Origin of the sequence: Nonomuraea antimicrobica, assembly GCF_039536965.1 — a bacterium.
In the GTDB taxonomy this organism is placed as follows: domain Bacteria; phylum Actinomycetota; class Actinomycetes; order Streptosporangiales; family Streptosporangiaceae; genus Nonomuraea; species Nonomuraea antimicrobica.
The window spans coordinates 14213-32802 of record NZ_BAAAZP010000093.1 but is presented as its reverse complement, the minus strand read 5'-3'; the positions used below and the strand labels follow the sequence as shown (position 1 = coordinate 32802).

General features: G+C 71.3%; 21 protein-coding genes. 10 read left to right on the top strand and 11 right to left on the bottom strand.

Annotated features, from left to right (window positions below; translation table 11 throughout):
• The first annotated feature begins 1 nt into the window (after position 1).
• Together ABD844_RS25715 and ABD844_RS25710 are read left to right on the top strand one after the other, a co-directional pair.
• The gene (locus ABD844_RS25715) at positions 2–613 is read left to right on the top strand and encodes a dTMP kinase (protein WP_344883141.1); all 612 of its coding nucleotides are present in this window, start codon (positions 2–4) and stop codon (positions 611–613) included.
• A gap of 19 nt (positions 614–632) precedes the next feature.
• Positions 633–1088: an NUDIX hydrolase gene (locus ABD844_RS25710; RefSeq protein ID WP_344882987.1), complete on the top strand. Its 456-nt coding sequence runs from the start codon at positions 633–635 to the stop codon at positions 1086–1088.
• A 264-nt stretch (positions 1089–1352) separates the two neighbouring features.
• Here ABD844_RS25710 and ABD844_RS25705 read toward each other — a convergent pair whose 3' ends face one another.
• Positions 1353–1775 (bottom strand): hypothetical protein, encoded by a 423-nt coding sequence (locus ABD844_RS25705; protein ID WP_344882984.1) that lies wholly within the window; start codon positions 1773–1775, stop codon positions 1353–1355.
• 110 nt (positions 1776–1885) lie between these two features.
• Here ABD844_RS25705 and ABD844_RS25700 point away from each other — a divergent pair, with 110 nt between their 5' ends.
• Together ABD844_RS25700 and ABD844_RS25695 are read left to right on the top strand one after the other, a co-directional pair.
• Entirely contained in the window at positions 1886–2362 is a 477-nt protein-coding gene (locus ABD844_RS25700; protein WP_344882982.1) for a GntR family transcriptional regulator, read from the top strand.
• Between the two features lie 51 nt (positions 2363–2413).
• Positions 2414–2986, top strand: a complete 573-nt coding sequence (locus tag ABD844_RS25695; protein WP_344882980.1) for a GntR family transcriptional regulator — start codon at positions 2414–2416, stop codon at positions 2984–2986.
• On the opposite strand, the gene ABD844_RS25690 is transcribed toward ABD844_RS25695, so the two are convergent.
• From ABD844_RS25690 to ABD844_RS25660, 7 genes are read right to left on the bottom strand one after another with little or no spacing between them, the layout of a single operon-like run.
• The gene (locus tag ABD844_RS25690; RefSeq protein WP_344882977.1) at positions 2979–4157 is read right to left on the bottom strand and encodes an ABC transporter permease; all 1179 of its coding nucleotides are present in this window, start codon (positions 4155–4157) and stop codon (positions 2979–2981) included. The two genes, ABD844_RS25695 and ABD844_RS25690, sit on opposite strands and share 8 nt — an antisense overlap.
• Positions 4157–4987 (bottom strand): ABC transporter ATP-binding protein, encoded by an 831-nt coding sequence (locus ABD844_RS25685; protein WP_344882974.1) that lies wholly within the window; start codon positions 4985–4987, stop codon positions 4157–4159. Before ABD844_RS25685 ends, ABD844_RS25690 begins: the two co-directional genes overlap by 1 nt.
• Positions 4980–6722 carry a peptidoglycan-binding protein gene (locus ABD844_RS25680; protein ID WP_344882971.1) on the bottom strand — a complete coding sequence of 581 codons (1743 nt, stop codon included), beginning with the start codon at positions 6720–6722 and terminating at the stop codon, positions 4980–4982. Before ABD844_RS25680 ends, ABD844_RS25685 begins: the two co-directional genes overlap by 8 nt.
• A gap of 10 nt (positions 6723–6732) precedes the next feature.
• Positions 6733–7602 (bottom strand): hypothetical protein, encoded by an 870-nt coding sequence (locus ABD844_RS25675; RefSeq protein ID WP_344882969.1) that lies wholly within the window; start codon positions 7600–7602, stop codon positions 6733–6735.
• 34 nt (positions 7603–7636) lie between these two features.
• Positions 7637–8554, bottom strand: coding sequence for a hypothetical protein (locus ABD844_RS25670; RefSeq protein ID WP_344882966.1), 918 nt, complete (start codon positions 8552–8554; stop codon positions 7637–7639).
• A complete protein-coding gene (locus ABD844_RS25665) occupies positions 8551–8874 on the bottom strand; it encodes a PadR family transcriptional regulator (protein ID WP_344882963.1) in 324 nt (107 codons plus the stop codon). Before ABD844_RS25665 ends, ABD844_RS25670 begins: the two co-directional genes overlap by 4 nt.
• A gap of 48 nt (positions 8875–8922) precedes the next feature.
• The gene (locus tag ABD844_RS25660) at positions 8923–9993 is read right to left on the bottom strand and encodes a thiolase C-terminal domain-containing protein (RefSeq protein WP_344882960.1); all 1071 of its coding nucleotides are present in this window, start codon (positions 9991–9993) and stop codon (positions 8923–8925) included.
• Positions 9994–10288: 295 nt separating this feature from the next.
• Here ABD844_RS25660 and ABD844_RS25655 point away from each other — a divergent pair, with 295 nt between their 5' ends.
• Complete coding sequence (locus ABD844_RS25655; protein WP_344882957.1) at positions 10289–11137, top strand: LysR family transcriptional regulator; 849 nt, start codon at positions 10289–10291, stop codon at positions 11135–11137.
• 15 nt (positions 11138–11152) lie between these two features.
• On the top strand, positions 11153–11791 hold the full coding sequence (locus ABD844_RS25650; protein WP_344882954.1) for a MerR family transcriptional regulator: 639 nt from the start codon (positions 11153–11155) through the stop codon (positions 11789–11791).
• Here the strand turns inward: ABD844_RS25650 and ABD844_RS25645 are convergent.
• Positions 11783–12670 carry a hypothetical protein gene (locus tag ABD844_RS25645; protein ID WP_344882952.1) on the bottom strand — a complete coding sequence of 296 codons (888 nt, stop codon included), beginning with the start codon at positions 12668–12670 and terminating at the stop codon, positions 11783–11785. The genes ABD844_RS25650 and ABD844_RS25645 overlap by 9 nt on opposite strands.
• A 79-nt stretch (positions 12671–12749) precedes the next feature.
• Between ABD844_RS25645 and ABD844_RS25640 the strand changes: the two genes are divergently transcribed.
• The gene (locus ABD844_RS25640; protein WP_344882949.1) at positions 12750–13175 is read left to right on the top strand and encodes a TIGR03668 family PPOX class F420-dependent oxidoreductase; all 426 of its coding nucleotides are present in this window, start codon (positions 12750–12752) and stop codon (positions 13173–13175) included.
• Here the strand turns inward: ABD844_RS25640 and ABD844_RS25635 are convergent.
• Positions 13165–13839 carry a ThuA domain-containing protein gene (locus ABD844_RS25635; protein WP_344882946.1) on the bottom strand — a complete coding sequence of 225 codons (675 nt, stop codon included), beginning with the start codon at positions 13837–13839 and terminating at the stop codon, positions 13165–13167. The genes ABD844_RS25640 and ABD844_RS25635 overlap by 11 nt on opposite strands.
• Positions 13840–14026: 187 nt before the next feature.
• On the opposite strand from ABD844_RS25635, the gene ABD844_RS25630 reads away from it, so the two are divergent.
• The gene (locus ABD844_RS25630; protein ID WP_344882943.1) at positions 14027–14788 is read left to right on the top strand and encodes an SDR family NAD(P)-dependent oxidoreductase; all 762 of its coding nucleotides are present in this window, start codon (positions 14027–14029) and stop codon (positions 14786–14788) included.
• Here the strand turns inward: ABD844_RS25630 and ABD844_RS25625 are convergent.
• On the bottom strand, positions 14778–15350 hold the full coding sequence (locus ABD844_RS25625) for a TetR/AcrR family transcriptional regulator (RefSeq protein ID WP_344882940.1): 573 nt from the start codon (positions 15348–15350) through the stop codon (positions 14778–14780). The two genes, ABD844_RS25630 and ABD844_RS25625, sit on opposite strands and share 11 nt — an antisense overlap.
• Before the next feature lie 84 nt (positions 15351–15434).
• On the opposite strand from ABD844_RS25625, the gene ABD844_RS25620 reads away from it, so the two are divergent.
• Together ABD844_RS25620 and ABD844_RS25615 are read left to right on the top strand one after the other, a co-directional pair.
• A complete protein-coding gene (locus ABD844_RS25620; protein ID WP_344882937.1) occupies positions 15435–17084 on the top strand; it encodes an NAD(P)/FAD-dependent oxidoreductase in 1650 nt (549 codons plus the stop codon).
• Positions 17081–18562, top strand: coding sequence for an ATP-binding protein (locus tag ABD844_RS25615; protein ID WP_344882934.1), 1482 nt, complete (start codon positions 17081–17083; stop codon positions 18560–18562). Before ABD844_RS25620 ends, ABD844_RS25615 begins: the two co-directional genes overlap by 4 nt.
• Positions 18563–18590: the final 28 nt, after the last annotated feature.

The following is an 18590-nucleotide window of genomic DNA, read 5'->3' as shown; positions in this document are numbered from 1 at the left end:
ACTGCCCTGTTCATCACCGTCGACGGGCCGGGCGGCGCCGGCAAAATCGACTCTCCTGCCGCTCCTCGGCGCCGCCCTGGAGATGGCGGGCCACCGTGTGCATCTCACCCGCGAGCCCTCAGACGGGCTACTCGGACGCGCCGCCCGCGAGCGGACCAGCGACTTCCACGGACTGTCGCTGGCATGCCTGGTCGCCGCCGACCGGTTCCACCACCTGGCAGAGGACGTCCACCCCGCGTTGGCTCGTGGCCAGTTCGTGCTCTGCGACCGATACGTTCCCTCCTCCTACGTCCTACAGGTGCTCGACGGCGTACCACTGGAGTACGTGCGCCACCTCAACGCGCCCGCCCGGCGCCCGGACCTGGCGGTAATCCTCACAGCCGCCCCGGACCTGCTCGACGCCAGGCTGCGCGAGCGGGGCGTGCACTCGCGATTCGAGCACGACGGCTCCAGCGGCCGGGAGGTGTGCCTGTACGACGAGTTCGCCGACGTGCTGGTCGAGGACGGCTTCCCGACATTCAGATTGGACACCGGGGAGTTTTCACCGCAAGCCGCCGTCCAGGCCATCACCTGCCACGCCAGTGCGCTACTGTCACGCGACCAAGCGGATTAGCTCACAGAGGTGACCGGCCATGACGCAGCGGTACCAGGTAGTCGTCGACGTCCACGTGATCCTTGAGCGGGGCAGCGACATCCTGTTGTGCCTGCGCGACGGCACGGGATACCGCGATGGCTGGTACTGCCTACCCTCCGGCCACCTCGAGGAAGGCGAGACGGTGGTGGACTGCGCGATCCGCGAGGCCAGAGAGGAGGTCGGCGTCCGCTTGGACCCGGCATCCTTGCGGCCTGCCACAGTCGTCCACCACCTGTCACCCGAGGGCAAGCCACGCGTGGGAGTGTTCTTCGCCACCGAGGCCTGGAACGGCGCGGTGTTCAACGCCGAACCTGCCAAGTGCGCCGAACTGCGCTGGGTCCCGGCCAAGCAACTACCGGACAACACCGTCCCCTACACGGCCGCCGGGATCAGCCTCTATCTCGACAATGTGGGCATCGGCCTGCATGGTTGGCCTGAACTCGCCTCCCGGTAGACACACCCATGGTCGAACACAGCAGCCGCGACTCGCTCCACTACCCCTCGGTTGAGCTGGCACGCCGCCTGCTCCGCCTTTGACCTGGTCTGCCGACCACGTAGCACGCGTGAGGGAACCGCTCCGAAGTGGGCACTTTCAAGGGAAGCTGCAAAACGCATTGTCGGCAGGGTTAGCAGCTTCGTGTGTCACTGGGCTGGGACACCCAAGCCGAGTGACACAGGCGGTCACGCTACTTGCTGAGATGGTGTCTTCGGACCCTGGCTAGCCGTTCGCGGTGCCCGTCGGATCATCTGGAGCACTGCCTGAGATCGGATCCCGGCCGGGGCCATCTTGTGGATCCGCAGCCTCCGACCGGCCTGGAGATCCGGGCTCCTTACGGGCCCCGGTTCCGGCCTCCACTCCCACTAGCTGGTCCCAGACGGCCAGGGCTGTGGCGTACGGGCCGCGGGCTGTCTCGTCGACCAGCTTCTGTCCGTACCTTCGGCGGGTGCGGCGGATGAAGGACTGGCCGTGGGCGGTGCACAGCTCGTAGAAGGTTGCTTGGCAGTCGCAGGTGTAGTCGCGGACGCGCGCGGCGGAGGAACGCAGGGGCTCCCACCGCAGCGGGACCCAGTCGGGGCCGGGTGGCGGCACGTGGTGTGAGTGGAACCGATCGTCCGGAGGAAAAGCTGTGGGTTCGGTCATGCTGTGACCATAGATCCAGTCGTCTTTCCTCGTCTACTTGCACAGGCATATCTGTCTGATTAGACAGAACGATATGGGAGCTCTTGCCCGCCTTGGCCTATGTTGCCTTCGTGCTGGACTACGAAGGCGACACCCACATCTACCTCCAGATCGCCGACATCCTGCGGCACCGCCTCGCCGGGCTCTCCTCCGGCGACCCGGTGCCGAGCGAGGCCGACATCCAGTACGAGTTCGGCGTCGCCAGGACCACCGCGCGGCGGGCGATCCACGTCCTTCGGGAAGAGGGGCTCGTCTACACTGTCCAAGGCGAGGGCGCCTTCGTCGGGCCACCCGCGCAGGCACCTCGCAAGCAGCGCAAAGTGCCGCTTTACCAGCAGATTGCGGCAGGGATCGCCGAACAGATCAAGGCAGGGCAGTTCCCTCCGCGCCGTCCCATACCGGGCGAGGCGGCGTTGGTGAAAGAGCACGGCGTCGCGCGGGAGACGGTGCGGCGGGCCATGGCGCTGCTGCGGGAGCAAGGGTGGATCTACACCGTGCCCCAGCGCGGCAGCTACGTCTCGCAGAAAGAGTCGTGGCCCCAGGCTTGACCGTGGCCGCATATGCCCACGTGCTCGTATGCAGACGTCTACGATATGAGCATGCTCGACCGTGACGGGCCGGTCCCGCTCTACGTTCAGGTCGCCGAGGTGATCCACGGGCGCATCGCCAGGGGAGAGCTACGGGTCGGCGAGGCCGTACCGAGCGAGGTGGCTCTGGAGGCGGAGTTCGGCATCGCGCGGACCACCGCCCGCAACGTGGCCCGCGAGCTGCGGCGGCGCCGGCTCGTTCACACGGTCAGGGGCGAGGGCACGTTCGTCGGCCCGCCCGGCGTGCCGCGGGTGAAGCCGACCAGGGCCCGCTACGCGCTCATCGCCAACGAGATCGCCGCCCGCATCAGGCGGGGCGACCTGCGGCCGAACCGGATGATCCCCAGCGCGCAGGCCCTGACGCTGCAGTACGGGGTCGCCAAGGTCACGGCGCGGCAGGCCGTCTCCCTCCTGCGCGAGCAGCGGTGGGTCTTCACGGTGCCGCACCGGGGCACGTTCGTCTCCGACCCGGCCGACTGGCCCGAGCAACGGCACGACCCCCGCGTATGGGGAGCGGCTCATGCCAAGGCGGCGGGCGACTCACCTGAGTGCGTCGCCCGTACCGAGGCGGCGCGACTCACCTGAGTGCGTCGACCGGCTCCATCCTGGCCGCGCGCAGCGCCGGGTAGAGCCCGGCCAGCAGCCCCACCACGGCTCCCGCGACGGGCGCGGCGACCGCGAGCCACGCGTCGAGGAGGGGCGTCCACTGTTTGGTGGCGGCGATCGCGACGACGACGACCACGCCCAGGCTGGCGCCGATCACGCCGCCGACGAGCCCGATCAGCGTCGACTCCAGCAGGAACTGGGCGGCGATGTGCCGCCGGGCCGCGCCCAGCGAGCGGCGCAGGCCGATCTCGGGGACGCGTTCCATCACGGTGACGAGGGTGACGTTGGCGATGCCGACCGCGCCGACGACCAGCGAGACCAGGCCGAGGATCAGGAAGAGCGCGTTGACGTCGTCCTGCGCCTTGTCCCTGGCCCTGGTGGGGCTGGGCGGGGAGATCACCTGCAGCATGTCGCCGTTGCCCGGGCTGAGCGCGGCGGGCGCCTGGCCCGCGATCAGCCCGGCGGCCCCCAGGCTGGTGTTGACCAGGACCCTGGTGACGTCGCGCAGCCCGAACCTGCTGCCCACGGTGGGCGGCACGACCACGGCTGAGCTGAGGTTCTTCTCGCGGCCCAGGTCGCCGAGGATCCCGATCACCGTGTACGCGTGCTTCCCGATGAAGATCGCCGGTGCCCGGTCGAGCCGGGTGACGCCGAGCATCCTGGCCGTCTCGTCGCCGATGACGGCCACCCGGTCGGCCCGTTGGACGTGCCCGGCGTCGTAGAAGCGGCCCTGCACCATCCGGCCGCGTACGGCCTGCGGCAGCCCGGTCGTGGCGGCCAGTACGGTCAGGGAACGCGCGGTGACCCGGGTGGGATCCACGAGGTCGTTGGAGCGTACGGACAGGTTCGTGCCCTCTTCGCTCTCGGAGACCGCGGCGGCCGACTCCACCCCGCGCAGCCGGGTCAGCCGGTCGACGGCGTCCCAGGTCACCAGCGGTTTGTGGGCGTTGCGCGGCACCTCGACGGTCACGGCCGTGGCCACCAGCTCGTCGAACCGGCCGACGATCTGGTTGCCCGCGGTGGCGGCCACCCCGAGCGTGACGACCAGCGTGGTGATGCCGAGCACGGTGCCGAGCGTGGTGAGCGCCGAGCGCACCGGTCTGGCCAGCATCCCGGCGACGGCCTCGTCGTACAGGTCGCGTACGTGCATCACTCCTCCACCAGCACGCCGTCGGTGATCCGCACCCGGCGTCCCGCCCGCTCGCTGACCTCCCGCTCGTGTGTGATCACCACGATCGTCAGGCCCTGGTCCCGCAGTTCGTCGAACAGGCCGAGCACGGCCTCGGTGTTGCGGCTGTCGAGGTTCCCGGTGGGCTCGTCGCAGAGCAGCAGCGACGGCGTTCCCAGGAGGGCCCTGGCGATGGCCGCGCGCTGGCGTTCGCCACCGGACAGCAGGTTGGGCGCGAACCCGGCCCGGTTCCCGAGCCCCACCCGCTCCAGCGCGGTCAGGGCCCGCTCCCGCCTCCCCTTGCGGCCCTGGCGGCGGTAGATCTCCGCGAGCATGACGTTCTCCACCACGCTGCGGTGGGAGAGTAGGTGGAAGGACTGGAAGACGAAACCGATCCGGTCGCCGCGCAGCCGGGTCCTGGCCCCGTCCCTAAGTCTGGTGGTCTCGGTGCCGTCCAGGCGGTAACTGCCGGAACTGGGCCGGTCCAGCAGGCCCAGCACGTTCAGCAACGTGGACTTGCCGGAGCCCGACGGGCCGATGATCGCCAGGTAGTCGCCCCTGTCCACGCGGAGTGAGACGTCGTCGAGCGCCAGGACGGGAGGCTGCGCGGGAAAGCTCCGGCACACGCCGACCAACTCGATGACCGGCCCCCTGGTCGCCTCCGCAGACGCCTCCACCGCCGCCTCCACCGCCGCCTCCACCGCCGCCTCCACCGCCGCCTCCGCAGACGCCGCCGTAGACGCTTCCGCCGCCGCAGGCGCTTCCGAGGCGGTGGGTGCCGCCGACCGGCCGCTCGTCATGTTGTCAGGCACCGCTGATCACCACCCGGTCGCCCTCCTTGAGCGCGCCGCTCACCTCGACGTCGCCGTCGGCGGTCAGCCCCGTACGCACCTCCACGTCCCTGGTCCGGTCGGTGGCGTGCTCCACCAGTACCCGCGCCTTGCCGTCCGCCGAGGTGATCACCGCGGCCACCGGCACCACCAGCACCGGCTCGTCGGTCGCCCCCACGGTCACCCGGGCGGTCACCGCCGTACCGGCCCGCAGGCCCTTGGCCGAGGTCGGCGTGATCAGGACCGGCTGCGTGCCGTCCAGGCCCGCCTCGGCACCGGGCATCTTGGCCTTCTCGCCGACCGCCGTGAGCGTGGCCGGGTACGACTTCCCGGTGTCCAGCTCGACCCCGGCCTTCATGCCCGGCCGCAGCAGCTCCGACTCCGCCGCCTCCACCGACCCGGTCACCATGAACGTCGAGCTAGTCACGGTCGCCACCTCCGCCTCGACCCGCTGCCCCGCCTTCACCGAGACCTTCTGCACGCGGGCGGGCAGTTTGGGCAGGAAGACCACCTCGCCGGGCGGGATCGAGACGCCGTACGTGCGGGTGTACTCGGCGAGCAGCTCCTTCGCCGCGGCCAGGTCCTTCCGCGCGTTGGAGACCTTCAGCCGGGACGGCGAGAGCTGCCTGGCCTGGCGCAGCGCCTGCTGGGCGGTGACCTTGGCCTCGTCGGCGGTCCGCACGGCCTTGCGCAGCTCCTCCAGCCTCGTCTGCCTGTTCTGCGCGGCCTCCTCCAGCACCCGGTCCAGTGCCTGCTCGGCCGCCGCCAGGTCGGCTCTGGCGTTGTCCACCTTCAGTTCCAGCAGCCGGGTGTCGGCGGCAGTGGGCTCGGGAGTGGGGGCGGGGGCGGGGGCGGGCGTGCCGGTCGGGGTGCCCGCCGGGGTGGCCGGGGGACGGTTCCTGGCCGCCGCGAGCGCCTGCTCCGCCTCCAGCAGCCGCTCCCCGGCCGCGCGTACGGCCGCCTCGGCCGCCGCCAGCTTGGTCTCGTCCTCGGGCGTGGACTCCTGCGCCTCGGCCTTCTCCAGCGCGGCGCGCGCCGATTTGAGGTCCTTCTCGGCGTTGGCCAGCTTGACCTTCAGCGGCAGCACGTCACGGCCCTGGTCCAGGGCCTTCTGCTCGGTCGCGAGCGTCTCCTCGGCCGTCTGCACGGCCTTGCGCAGCGTGTCGTACGTCTGCCGGTCGGTCAGCGTGGGCTGCTGGGCCTCGTAGCCCTTCTTGGCGTACAGCTTGGTGACCGCGGCGATCGTGGCCGGGTCGAACACCCCCGTGACGGGCACGCGGTGGCCGAGCCTGCGCAGGGCCTGCTGCAACTGTTTCACGTCGTCCCCCTCGCTGCCGGGGGCGATCGTGCGGTGCATCGGCACCGTGCCGCGCAGCGCGAACACCGGGCGGCCGTTGACCTCCATCAGCACGCCGCCCTCCCTGATCCTGCCCTGGCGCGGCGCGCGGGTGGCCCGCTGCGCCTCGCCCGTGCCGCCGACCACGCCGGCCAGGCTGATCGGCAGCGGGGAGCCGTACTCGAGGGTGCCGCTGAGCACGACGGTGCTGACGAGCTTGCGGCGCTCGACGGCGGCGGTGACGAGGGAGGCGGCGGGGGCGGCGCGGCGGGCCGCCTCGTCGGCCGGGGAACGCAGCCGGGCGCCGACCGCCCAGCCCGCTCCCGCGATGATCACGACTCCGGCGACGACGACGGCGAGGAGTCTCCGTGGGGACTTCACGATGCCGGCGTCAGAAGGCGAACTGGTCGTCGACCTGCTGCGTGATCGCGGTCTCCTTCGGTGTGAAGACCGCGTAGAAGTCCTTGCCGCACTCCAGGTCGTCGAGCGCGGCCTTGACCTCCTTGACCAGGTACGGCCTGGCCTGCGCGGGCGTGAGGTCGGGCTGTTGGTGCTCGTCGCCCTGCTGCTTGCGGGCCAGCGCCTTGATCTCCTCCAGGAAGACGAGCCGGCCACGCTTGTCCATGGCCGACGGCTTCATGTCGCTGACCGGGTGGCCCTTGCCCTTCAGACAGGTGGACATGGACGCCGCCAGCTCCACCAGCTTGGGGTCACTGTCTAGTTCGTCACCCAGTATCCGCCTTTTGGTGAGGGTGAGCTGGTTGAAGTAGTCAAGGTTGGACTTGAGCTCCAGGTCGAGGACCTTTTTGGCCGCCTGCGAGACGCAGCCGTCCTTGGCCTTGTTGTACGCGTCGAGCTGAGCGCCGGAAAGTGAGCCGATGACCGCGGCGTTGGGGTCCGCCTCGTGGTCCGCGACCGCGGCCGGGATGCCGATCTCATCGGGGTAGACGAACTGGGAGAAGGCCTCGAACCCGTATTTCTCTCGATATTTCCGCATCGCCTGGTAATCGCCGGAGTCGCGCTTGCGCTCCTCCTCGGACACCTGCTCCTCCGGCTTCACGTACGGCACGTACTTGAAGCCCTTCTGCTTCATGCAGTCGGCCTTGGCCGCCTCGAACTGCTGCTTCTTGTCCTTCGCGGCGGCGGTCGTGCTCGCGGTCGCGCCGGCGGACGGCTGGGCACCCCCTGCGGCGCCCCCGCAGCCGCAGAGCACGACCGCCGAGAACGACACGGCCAGGAACAGACGGGATCTCCTCAACATGAGGCGTGACCATACTCCTTTGAACGAAGTATCGTCAATCCAGACAATGCCTCCCCTGCCGCAACGGGGCGAAGGCGGCGGACAGGGCCAGCAGGACGAGGACGCCCGCATACGCGAGGTGCTGACTGGTCAGCCACTCGGCGTGCCAGGCCAGATCACCGCAGAACGTCACCAGATAGACGCCCGACGCCAGCGCCCACCGGTGGTCGCGCGCCCAGTAGCACGCCATCAACCCCAGCCCCAGCGCCCCCGCCTCCACCGCCAGCCTGCTCAGGCTCATCGGATACTCCGTGCCGCCGGGCATCCACGCGGGCCCCGCCCAAGCGGCCGGTACGACCGCCGCCCACCACCACCATGACCTGGCCCGCACCGGCCGCCGCAGCGACGCGAGCACCACCAGACCGGCCAGCACGACCGCGTAGCCGGACGCCACCAGCAGCGGATCACTGTCCTGGAACAGGGCCCGGTTGCCCAGCGGATTCGGATCGATCGGCACCAGGGTCAGGTCGAGGAAGCCCCACCCGCTCGCGATCCCGACCGCTTTCACGCCGGTGACCAGGACGAGCGGGAGCGCCGTACGCAGCCATCCGCGCAGGATCGCCAGCAGCGCCAGCGCCGACAGCAGCGTCCACACCGGCAGCTCACCCGCGTACGGCAGCAGCGCGGCCAGGTTCGCCGCCGCGACCGCCGTGATGCCGAGGTGCAGGCCATCCTCCCACGGGCTGCCGGTGGTCTGGTGCGCGATGCGGCTGCGTACGCCGCCCGTCAGCAGCCCCCACGCCTCCCTGGCCACGGGCAGCCTGCGGCCGGGCGCGGCCTCCTCCAGCAGCACGTCGAGCAGCTCTTCGCCGTGCGCCCGCCGGTACGCCCGCGGGTAGGCCAGCAGCAGCCTGCGGTAACGCCGTTCGAGTGCGGTCGCGACCCGCGCCCCCGCGGGATCGAACGCCGTCATGCGCCGGACGGCCGCAGGACCAGGGCGGCGGCCTCTTGCATCCGTCTGGCCTCGGCCTCCACGAGCGCCTGGCCCTCGGGGGTGATCCTGAAGTAGCGCCGGTTGCGGCCGTTGACCGTCTCCTCGCGGTCGACGGCGATCACGCCCCGCTCGTTCAGGCGTTCCAGGATGCCGTAGAGCGTGCCGACGGACGGCTGCACCCGCCCCTGCGACAGCTCCTTGATCGACTTGCTGATGGCGTGTCCGTGCAGCGGCCCGGCACGCAGGGCGGTGAGCACGAAGTACATCGGCTCACTGACTTCAGAGGTTCCCCTGGGCATGGGGACGACAGTATTCCGTTCAACGAAGCGTGTGCAACAGCCCGGGTCTCAGCTCACGAGGAGGGCCGCGCTGCCGTAGCCGCCGCCGAAGCCCGTCACCAGCGCCACCTCGCGTCCCCCGCGCAACTCGCGCACCGCCTGGGCCACATTGTTGAGGCCGTGCACGTAGCCCTCGGAGAGCAGCCCGCCGTGCGGGTTCACCCGGGCGTGCCGCCGCTCCAGCAGGTACGCCCCCAGGTCCCCGCGCGCCACGAAGCCGAAGTCCTCCAGTTGCCTGGGCACCAGCCAGGAGTAGGCGTCGTACGGCAGCACCACGTCCACGTCCGAGTGACGCATCCCCGACGCCCGCCAGAGCATGGGCGCCACGTACGCCGAGAAGATCGCCGTGACGTCGGGCGCCCGGTCCATCGAGGAGCACCCGGGGCCTCCCCCGCGTACGACCGCGTGGACGCGCGGCCCGTCGAGCACGCCGCTGACCAGCAGGGCGCAGGCCCCGTCGGTCTCCTGGCAGCAGTCCACCGTACGGAGCGGGGTGCAGACGTACGGTCTGGCCAGATAGTCGGCCAGGGCGAGCGGCTCGCGGCGCAGGGCGCGGGGGTTGGCCCTGGCGTTGTCCCTGGACTGGGCGACGACGGCGTGCAGGTGCTCGGCGGTGAGGCCGGTGTCGTGCAGGTAGCGGGTGGCGGCCAGGGCGAAGAGCGGGACGGGACCGGCCAGGCCGTAGGTGAACCGTTCCTGGGGACCGGTGGAGACGGTGTTCATGCGCCTGCCCGAACGACCGTTGAGCGCCCGGTAGATCAGGACGTTGTCCGCCAGGCCGCAGTGGACGAGCATGGCCGCGTCGCCCAGGATCGAGGCCGCCTGCGTGCCCCCGCCGGCGATGTCGTTGTGCCAGCCGAGCCGCTCGATGCCCAGGGCGCGGGCGACCTGGACGACGGGGGCGGAGTCGTTCATGTGGTAGCTGAGCAGGGCGTCCACCTCGCCCGGAGCGATCCCGGCGTCCGCGCAGGCGGCCCGGCACGCCTCGGTCGCCAGCTCCAGCTCACCGCGCCCGGACTCCCTGCTCAGGGCGGTCATGCCCACCCCGGCCACGGCCGCCCGCCCCGCGAAGGACTGCATGCCCCCTCCTCAGCCCGCCCGGCCCATGGCGGTGACGCTAGCCGCCGCCCGGATTCGAGGCAAGCGCTTGCTCGGCACAGCGCCGCTCCCCTTGCGTGGTTCCGGGCGGCCGAAACGCCGTCGTCCCGCATCCCATGGCGCTGGAACGAGGTCCGGGAACCCCCCTGCGACCAGCGGGTTGCCGCGATCTCCGCAGAATCAGGTGACTGAGCACCTTCACGGGAGCTGTCCGCTCTTGTAATACGGAGGTGTGATCTTCCGATAGCCCATCATCATCATCACGCCGAGGTGAGCGATGGATCTACGCTACGTCCGTTACGCCATGGCGATCGCCCGCGCGGGCAGCCTCCGCCGGGCCGCCGCCGCGCTGCGCATCGCGCAGCCCACGTTGTCGGAGCAGCTCAGGGCGCTGGAGAAGGAGATCGGCGTCGAGTTGTTCAGCCGTTCGTCGAGTGGCGTGCAGCTCACCGAGGCGGGCGAGGCGTTTCTCGCGCAGGCCACCGTCGCCGTCGACGCCTTCGAACGCGCCGTGGCCGCCGCCAGGAGCAAGGGCGACACCGTCCGGCTCGGCGTGGCCGACGGGCTGGCCGACGTCGCCGCCCGGCTGCTCTCCCAGCTCCACGCGAGCCCTCTGCGGGTGACGCCGATGGGGACGGCCGAGCAGATCGTCTCGATCGCCGACGGCACCCTGCAGGCGGGGCTCGGCTACGCGCCGGGCTCCCTGCCCAGGGGCGTGGCCCGCATGCTGATCCAACGGTTCCCGGTACGCGCGCTGCTGCACCGGGAGCACCACCTGGCGTCGCACGAGGCGCTGTCGCTGTCGGACCTGGCCGCCGAGCCGCTGGTGATGCCCGAGTCGGACGCGGTGGCCGGGGCCCGCCGCTTCCTGGAGGGCTTCGTCCGCCACGGGCTCCATCCGCGCCTCGGCCCGTCTGCCGCCACCCACGACCTGGTCATCAACCTGGTCGGGGAGGGCACCGGCTACGCTCTGTGCGTACGCGACGGGACGACGGTCCCCGACTCCCTGACCTTCGTCCCGATCAAGGAGGACGTGCCGCCGCTCGAAGTGGTCTTCCTCTGGAACCGCCAGGCCGACGTACCCGAGCTGGTGAGCGCGGCCCGGCACGTGGCCCGATCTGGATAGCACTATTATCTAACGATGCGCATCTCCGAACTCAGCGCCAAGTCCGGCGTGGCCATCCCGACGATCAAGTACTACCTGCGCGAGGGCATGCTGCACCAGGGCGAGCAGACCGCCGCGACCAGGGCGGAGTACGACGAGACGCACCTGCGCAGGCTCCGCCTGATCCGGGCCCTGCTCGAAGTGGGCCGCCTCTCCGTGGCCTCGATCAAGACGGTCGTCGCCGCGGTCGAGGACGAGTCGCTGCCCACCCACCAGATGCTCGGCACGGCCCACTACGCGCTGAGCCCGGCCGTCGAGCCCGAGCCCGGCGAGGAGTGGCAGGCCGCCCGCGCCGAGGTGGACGCCCTGATCGAGAGCCTGGGCTGGGACATCACCCCCGCCGCCCCCACCCGCGACGAGCTCGCCCAGACCCTGGTCAGGATGCGCCAGCTCGGCGTGCCCGTGGACCTGACCCCGTACGTCGAGGTGGCGCGGAAGCTGGTCTCCGAGGTGGAGATGGACCTCATCCCGTTCCACGGCCCGCGTGACGCCGCCGTGGAGGCGCTGGTGCTCGGCACCGTCCTGTACGGCAGGGCGCTCGACACGCTGCGCCGGATGGCCCAGGAGTCGGAGTCGGCCCGCCGCCTCTCCCCCCGCCCGGGAGGGTCAGAGTAGGCCGTTCGCGCGCAGGATCCGGACCGCCCGCACCGTGGTCGCGCCCCGCCACTCCAGCGCCCCGGCCGGCGAGATGCGCGCGTAGTCGACGACCCAGCCGCCGTCGTCCTGCTGCTCCCCCGCCAGCCGGACCAGGTCGGCCGCGATCACGTCGGGCTCGAACAGCTCGCGGACCGGCCGCCCGGGGTAGGGCGCGAAGTCCAGGGGCCGCAGGGCCTCGGTCTCGGTGCCGCCCGCGACGGGGACCCGCCCGTCCTCGGGGATGTGCGCGCCGAGCCGCTTGAGCAGGTCGGCCGCGCGGGGGTGGGTGTCGTACACGGCGTCGAGGAATCGGACGGCGAACGCGAGCACGTACGCGTGCGGGCACTCCTCCAGCGCCTGGATCGTGTCGAAGCAGTAGCGCGTGGCCTTCTCCAGCCACGGGTGCGCGGCCACGGCCGGGTCGTGGGCGGCCACGCGGTGGGCGGCCGCCGCGGACACCGCGGTGATCTGCAGCGACGACGTGTCCGGATCGCCCGCCGCCCACCAGGGCGCCGTGGCGGCCGTCTGCCTGAGCGGCAGCGAGAACGGCAGGCCGCCGTCCGGCAGCGACACCGCGTCCAGCCAGTCGCACAGGCCCGCGGCGTGCGGCGAGGTGACCGGGGCGACCTCCTCGAACACCTCGAAGGCGTGCAGCGCCGCACCCGGCTGGCTCTCCGGGGAACGCAGGTCGGGTTCGAGGCCCCAGCCGTAGCCGCCGTCGGGGTTGCGGTAGCCGTCGAGGGCCGCGAGCGCACCGGCCGCGACGCCCTCGCCGATGAGCAGGTCGTAGCGGCGGCGGTCAAGGACACGCGCGTGCCCGGCCAGGAATCCGGGGATCACGGAAAGGGTCACGTTCATGTCACTCATCGTGCCCAGATCGCCGCGACTCGGTCTTGTAGGTTCCGGACACGCCGGACGGCCGTGCGATCATGACGGCATGGCGGCCGGTGTCGACGACGGGGCGGCGCGGGCGAGGTTCGGCGCGCAGCCGGTGGCCCGCATGGCCAGGCTCGCCGCCGACGGCACGCCGCGCCTGGTGCCCATCACGTTCGCCCTGGACGGAGACCGGGTGGTGACGGCCGTCGACCACAAGCCCAAGACGACCACCGACCTCGGCAGGCTGCGCGACCTGCGGCGCGATCCGGCCGTCAGCCTGCTGGCCGACCACTACGAGGACGACTGGGCCCGGCTGTGGTGGGTGCGCGCCGACGGCCTGGCCTCCGTCGTGACGGCAGGCCCCGGCCGCGAGGCGGCACTCGACCTGCTGACGGCCAAGTACGCGCAATACCGCGAACGCCGCCCGCAAGGCCCCGTGATCGTCGTCGAGGTGACCCGGTGGAGCGCGTGGTCGGCTACTCCGTGATCGTCACCGGCCGTTTGAGCAGCCACAGCGCGGCCCGCTGGAGCAGCGTCCGGTGGACCTCGTTGTCGTACGACCTCGTGTCGTGCCCCAGCGCGTCGTAGAACACCCGCCCCCTGCGCACCGGCCGCGCCCAGATCAGCGGCTGGCCGTTCGACGAGGCCAGCGGCTCGACGTCGGGCAGCACGTCGAGGTCGCTGTAGACCTCGTCCACCACGTCGAAGTCGCGCAGGCCGTCGACCACCGGGTGGGTGCCGTGCACGCGCACGCCCGTCCAGCCCAGCGGCGGGTGGTGGGACTTGGGCCAGGTCCAGCAGCCGCCCAGCACGCGCGGCCAGCCCTGCCAGTCGTCGAAGCAGATCGACGCCGCGTGCATGCACAGCAGCCCGCCGCCCCGGTCGAGGTGGTCGAGGAGCGTCGTACGGGCCTCGGCGGGCAGGGCGAAGCGCCACTCGTCACGCAGGTCGGCGAAGCGGTCCTGGTCCATCTGCCAGCGCAGCGCGTTGACCGTGATGAGCTGGAACTCCGACGGCTCGCTCAGCGCGCCCGCGATGTCCTCGGTGATCTCGGACTCGACCCCCGCCTCGGCGAGCACCTCCGCGAGCGCGGCCGAAGTCGCGGCGAAGTCATGGAACAGTCCTCCTGAAAGGATTAAATTTCTCGCCACCTGGCCAGCTCATCATGCTCACCGCGGCATTTCCACCCATGAACGGCTACTTCCGGCCCGGTTTTCCCGGGTGAACGACGGCTTCCCGCGGCTCCCCGTGCCCTGTGTCGTGGGCGTCCGCATCCGGACGCACGCCCGCGTGCGCCTCGGCTGAGATCGGCCGGGCGCACGATCTATAGTCGCCCCTATGGATCTCGGCATCTCGGGCAAGGTCGCCCTCGTCACCGGTGGCAGCGCGGGCCTCGGGCTCGCCGCGGCAAGGAGCCTCGCGCGGGAGGGCTGCGACGTCTGCGTCTGCGCGCGCGACCCGGAGCGGCTCGCCGACGCGGTGGTGGAGCTGCAGGAGTTCGGCAAGGTCGTGCACGCGGTGCTGGCCGACGTGGAGGACCCCGACTCGGCCAGGCGCGTGGTCGAGGAGACACGCGAGGTGCTGGGCCCGGTGGACATCCTGGTGGCCAACGCGGGCGGGCCGCCCCCGGGCCGGTTCGACGAGGTCGGGCTCGACGACTGGGACGTCGCCCTGCAGCGCAACCTGCTGGCCACCGTACGCCTGGCGCACGCGGTGCTGCCCGGGATGCGCTCGCGCGGCTGGGGCCGGATCGTCACGATCACCAGCAGGTCGGCCCGCGAGGCGCTCGACGGGCTGGTGCTGTCGAACGCGACGCGCTCGGCCGTGGCGGGCCTCGTGCGGACCCTGGCCAGGGAGGTCGGCCGCGACGGCGTACGCGTCAACAACGTGCTGCCGGGGCCGATCGAGACCGACCGGCTGCGCGACCTGTCGGGCGGCGAGGAGGCGATGCGGCGGCGCGGCGACGGCGTGCCGGTCGGCCGCATCGGGCGCCCCGAGGAGGTGGGCGACGTGGTGGCGTTCCTGGCCAGCGAGCGGGCGTCGTACGTGAACGGGGTCTCGCTGCTGGTGGACGGCGGGGAGTCGCGCGTCATCGCCTGACGAGCGTCGCCACGACCGTGCCGGCCCAGCTCTCGTCGTCGTCGGGGAGCGACACGAAGCAGGCCAGGTTCGCCCGGTGGAAGCAGGCGCCCATCAGCATCGAGGCGGCGGCGCCCGCGTCGATGGCGGGGTCGAGCCGGCCGCCGCGCTGCTCCGTGCGCAGGATCTCGGCCAGCGCCAGGATCGGCAGGTGCGGGCCCGCGCCCGTCTCGGCGAGCATGGCCCGGAACCCCGCGATGAGCGGCGGATCGCCCAGCACGCCGCCGCCGATGGCCACGGTCCTGGCGTAGAACCGCAGCGCCGTCAGCGCGAACGCGGTGAGGTTGGCGGCCACGTCGCCCTTCCCGACGCTCTGCCGCAGCTCCGCCAGGGCGGGGGCGAGCGCGGGCAGGCGTTCGAGGAGCACCGCGAGGAACAACTCCTCCTTGCCGGCGAAGTGCTTGTAGATCAGCGCCTCGGAGCAGGCGGCCTGGACGGCGATCCGCCTCGTGGTGGCCCCGGCGATGCCGAACTCGTGAATCGCCTGCTCAGCGGCGTCGATGATGCGCTCGCGCGTGCCCATCCGCCCATGATATGAGCGTGTGCTCAGCATACCCGGGTACGTGACATCCTTCCCTTAAGGACTGGATTCGAAAGGGCGTTGGGCATGGACAAGCCGGTCATCGTGACGGTGGACGACGATCCAGGCGTCTCCCGGGCAGTCGCCCGCGACCTCAGACGCCGTTACGGGCACGAATACCGCATCGTGCGCGCGGAGACAGCGCTCTCCGGCATCGACGCGGTCAAGGAGATGCGGCTGCGGGGCGACGAGGTGGCGGCGATCCTCGCCGACTACCGGATGCCCCAGATGAACGGGGTGCAGTTCCTGGAGGCCGCCATGGACCTCTACCCCTACGCGCGCCGGGTGCTGCTGACGGCCTACGCCGACACCGAAGCCGCCATCCAGGCGATCAACGTGGTCGACCTCGACCACTACCTGCTCAAGCCATGGGATCCGCCGGAGGAGAAGTTCTACCCGGTGATCGACGGGCAGCTCGACGCCTGGATGCGCACCGACCGGATCGAGCAGGCCGAGCTGCGGGTGGTGGGCGACCGGTGGTCGGCGCAGTCGTACCAGGTGCGTGACTTCCTGGCGCGCAACCACGTCCCTTACCAGTGGATGCTGGCGGAGGACCCGGAGGGCGCGCAGTTGGTGAAGGCGGCCGGCGAGAGCTGCCACCTGCCGCTGGTGGTGACCGCCGACGGGGTCACGCTGGAGTCGCCCGACCAGGCGGCGCTGGCCACGGCGGTGGGGCTGTCCACGACGCCGGCCACCGACTTCTACGACCTGATCGTGGTGGGCGGAGGGCCCGCCGGGCTCGGGGCGGCCGTCTACGGGGCCTCGGAGGGGCTCAACACCGTGCTGGTGGAGGCGTACTCGTCGGGCGGGCAGGCGGGCCAGAGCTCCAGGATCGAGAACTACCTGGGCTTCCCCGACGGGGTCTCGGGGCAGCAGCTCGCCGACCGGGCGCGCAGGCAGGCGCTGAAGTTCGGGGCCGAGCTGCTGACCGCGCGCAAGGTCACCACGCTGGAGCCGCGCGGGCAGGCCAGGGTGATCGGGTTCAAGGACGGCGGGGAGATCGCGGCGCACGCGGTCATCCTGGCCACCGGCGTCACCTACCGGCGGCTGGAGGCCCCCGGGCTGGAGGACTTCGTGGGCCGGGGCGTCTACTACGGCGCCGCCGTGACCGAGGCGCCGGCCTGCGAGGGCACCGAGGTGTTCATCGTCGGGGCGGCCAACTCGGCCGGTCAGGCCGCCGTCTACCTGTCGGGATTCGCGAGCAAGGTCCATTTGTTGGTGAGGGGTGATGGTCTGGAGAAATCCATGTCTCACTACCTCATCGAGCAGATCGCCGCGATCCCCAACATCGAGGTGCACGTGCAGACCCAGGTGGTCGGCGGTGCGGGCGAGAGCCACCTCGAACGGCTGACGCTGTCCACCAAGGGCGATGAGCGCACGGTGGACGCGCAGTGGCTGTTCGTGTTCATCGGGGCCGAGCCGTACACGTCGTGGCTGGGCGAGACGATCGAGCGCGACGCGCGCGGGTTCGTGCTGACGGGGCCCGACCTGGTGCAGGGTGGGCAGCGGCCGCGCAACTGGCCGCTACGGCGCGAGCCGTACTACCTGGAGACCAACGTGCCCGGGGTGCTGGCCGCCGGCGACGTACGCGCTGAGTCGATCAAGAGAGTGGCCTCCGCCGTCGGCGAGGGCGCGATGGCCGTCGCGCTCGTGCACCGTTACCTGGAGAAGCAATGACCGACCAACCGATCGCCCCCCAGCCGAGCACCGACCAGCCGGGCGCCGACGAGCTGGGCATCGACATCGACGAGCTGCGCAAGCTCTTCCTGTTCGAACGCCTGACCGATGGGCAGCTCACCAAGCTCGCCGCCAGCGGCCGGGTGCGCACCTACGCCCAGGACGAGGACATCGTCCGCCAGGGCGACCCCGCCGACTGCTTCGCCGTGCTGATCGAGGGCGAGGTGCAGATGATCAACGAGACGGTCAGCGCGGGCACCGTCGCGATGCCCCGGGTGTCGCAGCCCGGCGTCTACGGCGGCGCCACCTCGGCCTATCTCGGCGAGCGGGCGCCGCAGACCTACCAGCACACGCTGCGCGCCACCGCGCCGTCGCGGATCTTCCTGCTGCCGGCCAAGAAGTTCGCCTACATCGTGGCCGAGTGGTTCCCGATGGCGATGCACCTGCTCGACGGGATGCTGTCGGGCGGACGGATGCAGCGGGAGATCATCGACCGGCGGCAGCGGCTGACCGCGCTCGGCACGATCACGGCCGGGCTCACCCACGAGCTGAACAACCCGGCCGCGGCGGCCGTACGGGCGGTGAGCGAGCTGCGTACGCTGATCACCACCTCGCGCTTCCAGCTCGCCCAGCTCGCCGAGGACGGCATAGCGGCCGAGCGGCTGCGCACGCTGATCGAGGCGCAGGAGGCGTGCACCGCCAACCTGGGCAAGCAGCCGCAGCGCTCGCCGCTGGAGATCTCCGACGCCGAGGACGAGCTCGGCGAGGCGCTGGAGGAGCTGGGCGTGAGCGACGCGTGGGAGCTGGCCCCCGCGCTGGTCAACGCCGGTTTCACCACCGACTACCTGCAGAAGATCCGCACCAAGGTGGGCGACGAGCACACGCCCAGGGCGCTGCAGTGGCTGGCCCAGGCCATCGAGATCTCGCAGATGCTCGACGAGGTCACCGAGGCGACCGAGCGCATCACCACGCTGATCCGCTCGGCCAAGCAGTACTCCCAGATGGACCGGGCGCCGTTCCAGCAGGTGGACGTGCACGAGCTGCTCGACAGCACGATCGCGATCTTCCGCGGGAAGATCCCGCCGGGCATCAGCGTGGTGACCGACTACGACCGCACGCTGCCGGCCATCCCCTGCTACGCGGGCGAGCTGAACCAGGTGTGGACCAACCTGATCCACAACGCGCTCGACGCCATGGGCGAGGAGGGCACGCTGACGGTCCGTACGGCGCACGACGAGGACGAGGCCATCATCGAGGTCGGCGACACCGGCCCCGGCGTGCCCGACGCGATCAAAGACCGGATCTTCGAGCCGTTCTTCACCACGAAGAGCGTGGGCGAGGGCACGGGCCTCGGGCTCGACATCTCCTACCGGATCGTGGCCGGGCGGCACGGCGGCGAGCTGAAGGTCCGCTCGGTGCCCGGCGACACCTGGTTCGAGGTACGCCTCCCGCTGCGTGAGCCCGTCGCCACCCCCTGACGCCCTGTTTAGGGGTCCTGCCCAGAGG

Bases quoted from the DNA above. Each gene is read 5' to 3' on its own strand.
- ABD844_RS25710 (WP_344882987.1), top strand. From the start codon at position 633: ATGACGCAGCGGTACCAGGTAGTCGTCGACGTCCACGTGATCCTTGAG.
- ABD844_RS25705 (WP_344882984.1), bottom strand. From the start codon at position 1,775: ATGACCGAACCCACAGCTTTTCCTCCGGACGATCGGTTCCACTCACAC.
- ABD844_RS25695 (WP_344882980.1), top strand. From the start codon at position 2,414: ATGCTCGACCGTGACGGGCCGGTCCCGCTCTACGTTCAGGTCGCCGAG.
- ABD844_RS25690 (WP_344882977.1), bottom strand. From the start codon at position 4,157: ATGCACGTACGCGACCTGTACGACGAGGCCGTCGCCGGGATGCTGGCC.
- ABD844_RS25675 (WP_344882969.1), bottom strand. From the start codon at position 7,602: ATGTTGAGGAGATCCCGTCTGTTCCTGGCCGTGTCGTTCTCGGCGGTC.
- ABD844_RS25670 (WP_344882966.1), bottom strand. From the start codon at position 8,554: ATGACGGCGTTCGATCCCGCGGGGGCGCGGGTCGCGACCGCACTCGAA.
- ABD844_RS25665 (WP_344882963.1), bottom strand. From the start codon at position 8,874: ATGCCCAGGGGAACCTCTGAAGTCAGTGAGCCGATGTACTTCGTGCTC.
- ABD844_RS25660 (WP_344882960.1), bottom strand. From the start codon at position 9,993: ATGCAGTCCTTCGCGGGGCGGGCGGCCGTGGCCGGGGTGGGCATGACC.
- ABD844_RS25655 (WP_344882957.1), top strand. From the start codon at position 10,289: ATGGATCTACGCTACGTCCGTTACGCCATGGCGATCGCCCGCGCGGGC.
- ABD844_RS25650 (WP_344882954.1), top strand. From the start codon at position 11,153: ATGCGCATCTCCGAACTCAGCGCCAAGTCCGGCGTGGCCATCCCGACG.
- ABD844_RS25645 (WP_344882952.1), bottom strand. From the start codon at position 12,670: ATGAACGTGACCCTTTCCGTGATCCCCGGATTCCTGGCCGGGCACGCG.
- ABD844_RS25640 (WP_344882949.1), top strand. From the start codon at position 12,750: ATGGCGGCCGGTGTCGACGACGGGGCGGCGCGGGCGAGGTTCGGCGCG.
- ABD844_RS25630 (WP_344882943.1), top strand. From the start codon at position 14,027: ATGGATCTCGGCATCTCGGGCAAGGTCGCCCTCGTCACCGGTGGCAGC.
- ABD844_RS25625 (WP_344882940.1), bottom strand. From the start codon at position 15,350: ATGGGCACGCGCGAGCGCATCATCGACGCCGCTGAGCAGGCGATTCAC.
- ABD844_RS25620 (WP_344882937.1), top strand. From the start codon at position 15,435: ATGGACAAGCCGGTCATCGTGACGGTGGACGACGATCCAGGCGTCTCC.
- ABD844_RS25615 (WP_344882934.1), top strand. From the start codon at position 17,081: ATGACCGACCAACCGATCGCCCCCCAGCCGAGCACCGACCAGCCGGGC.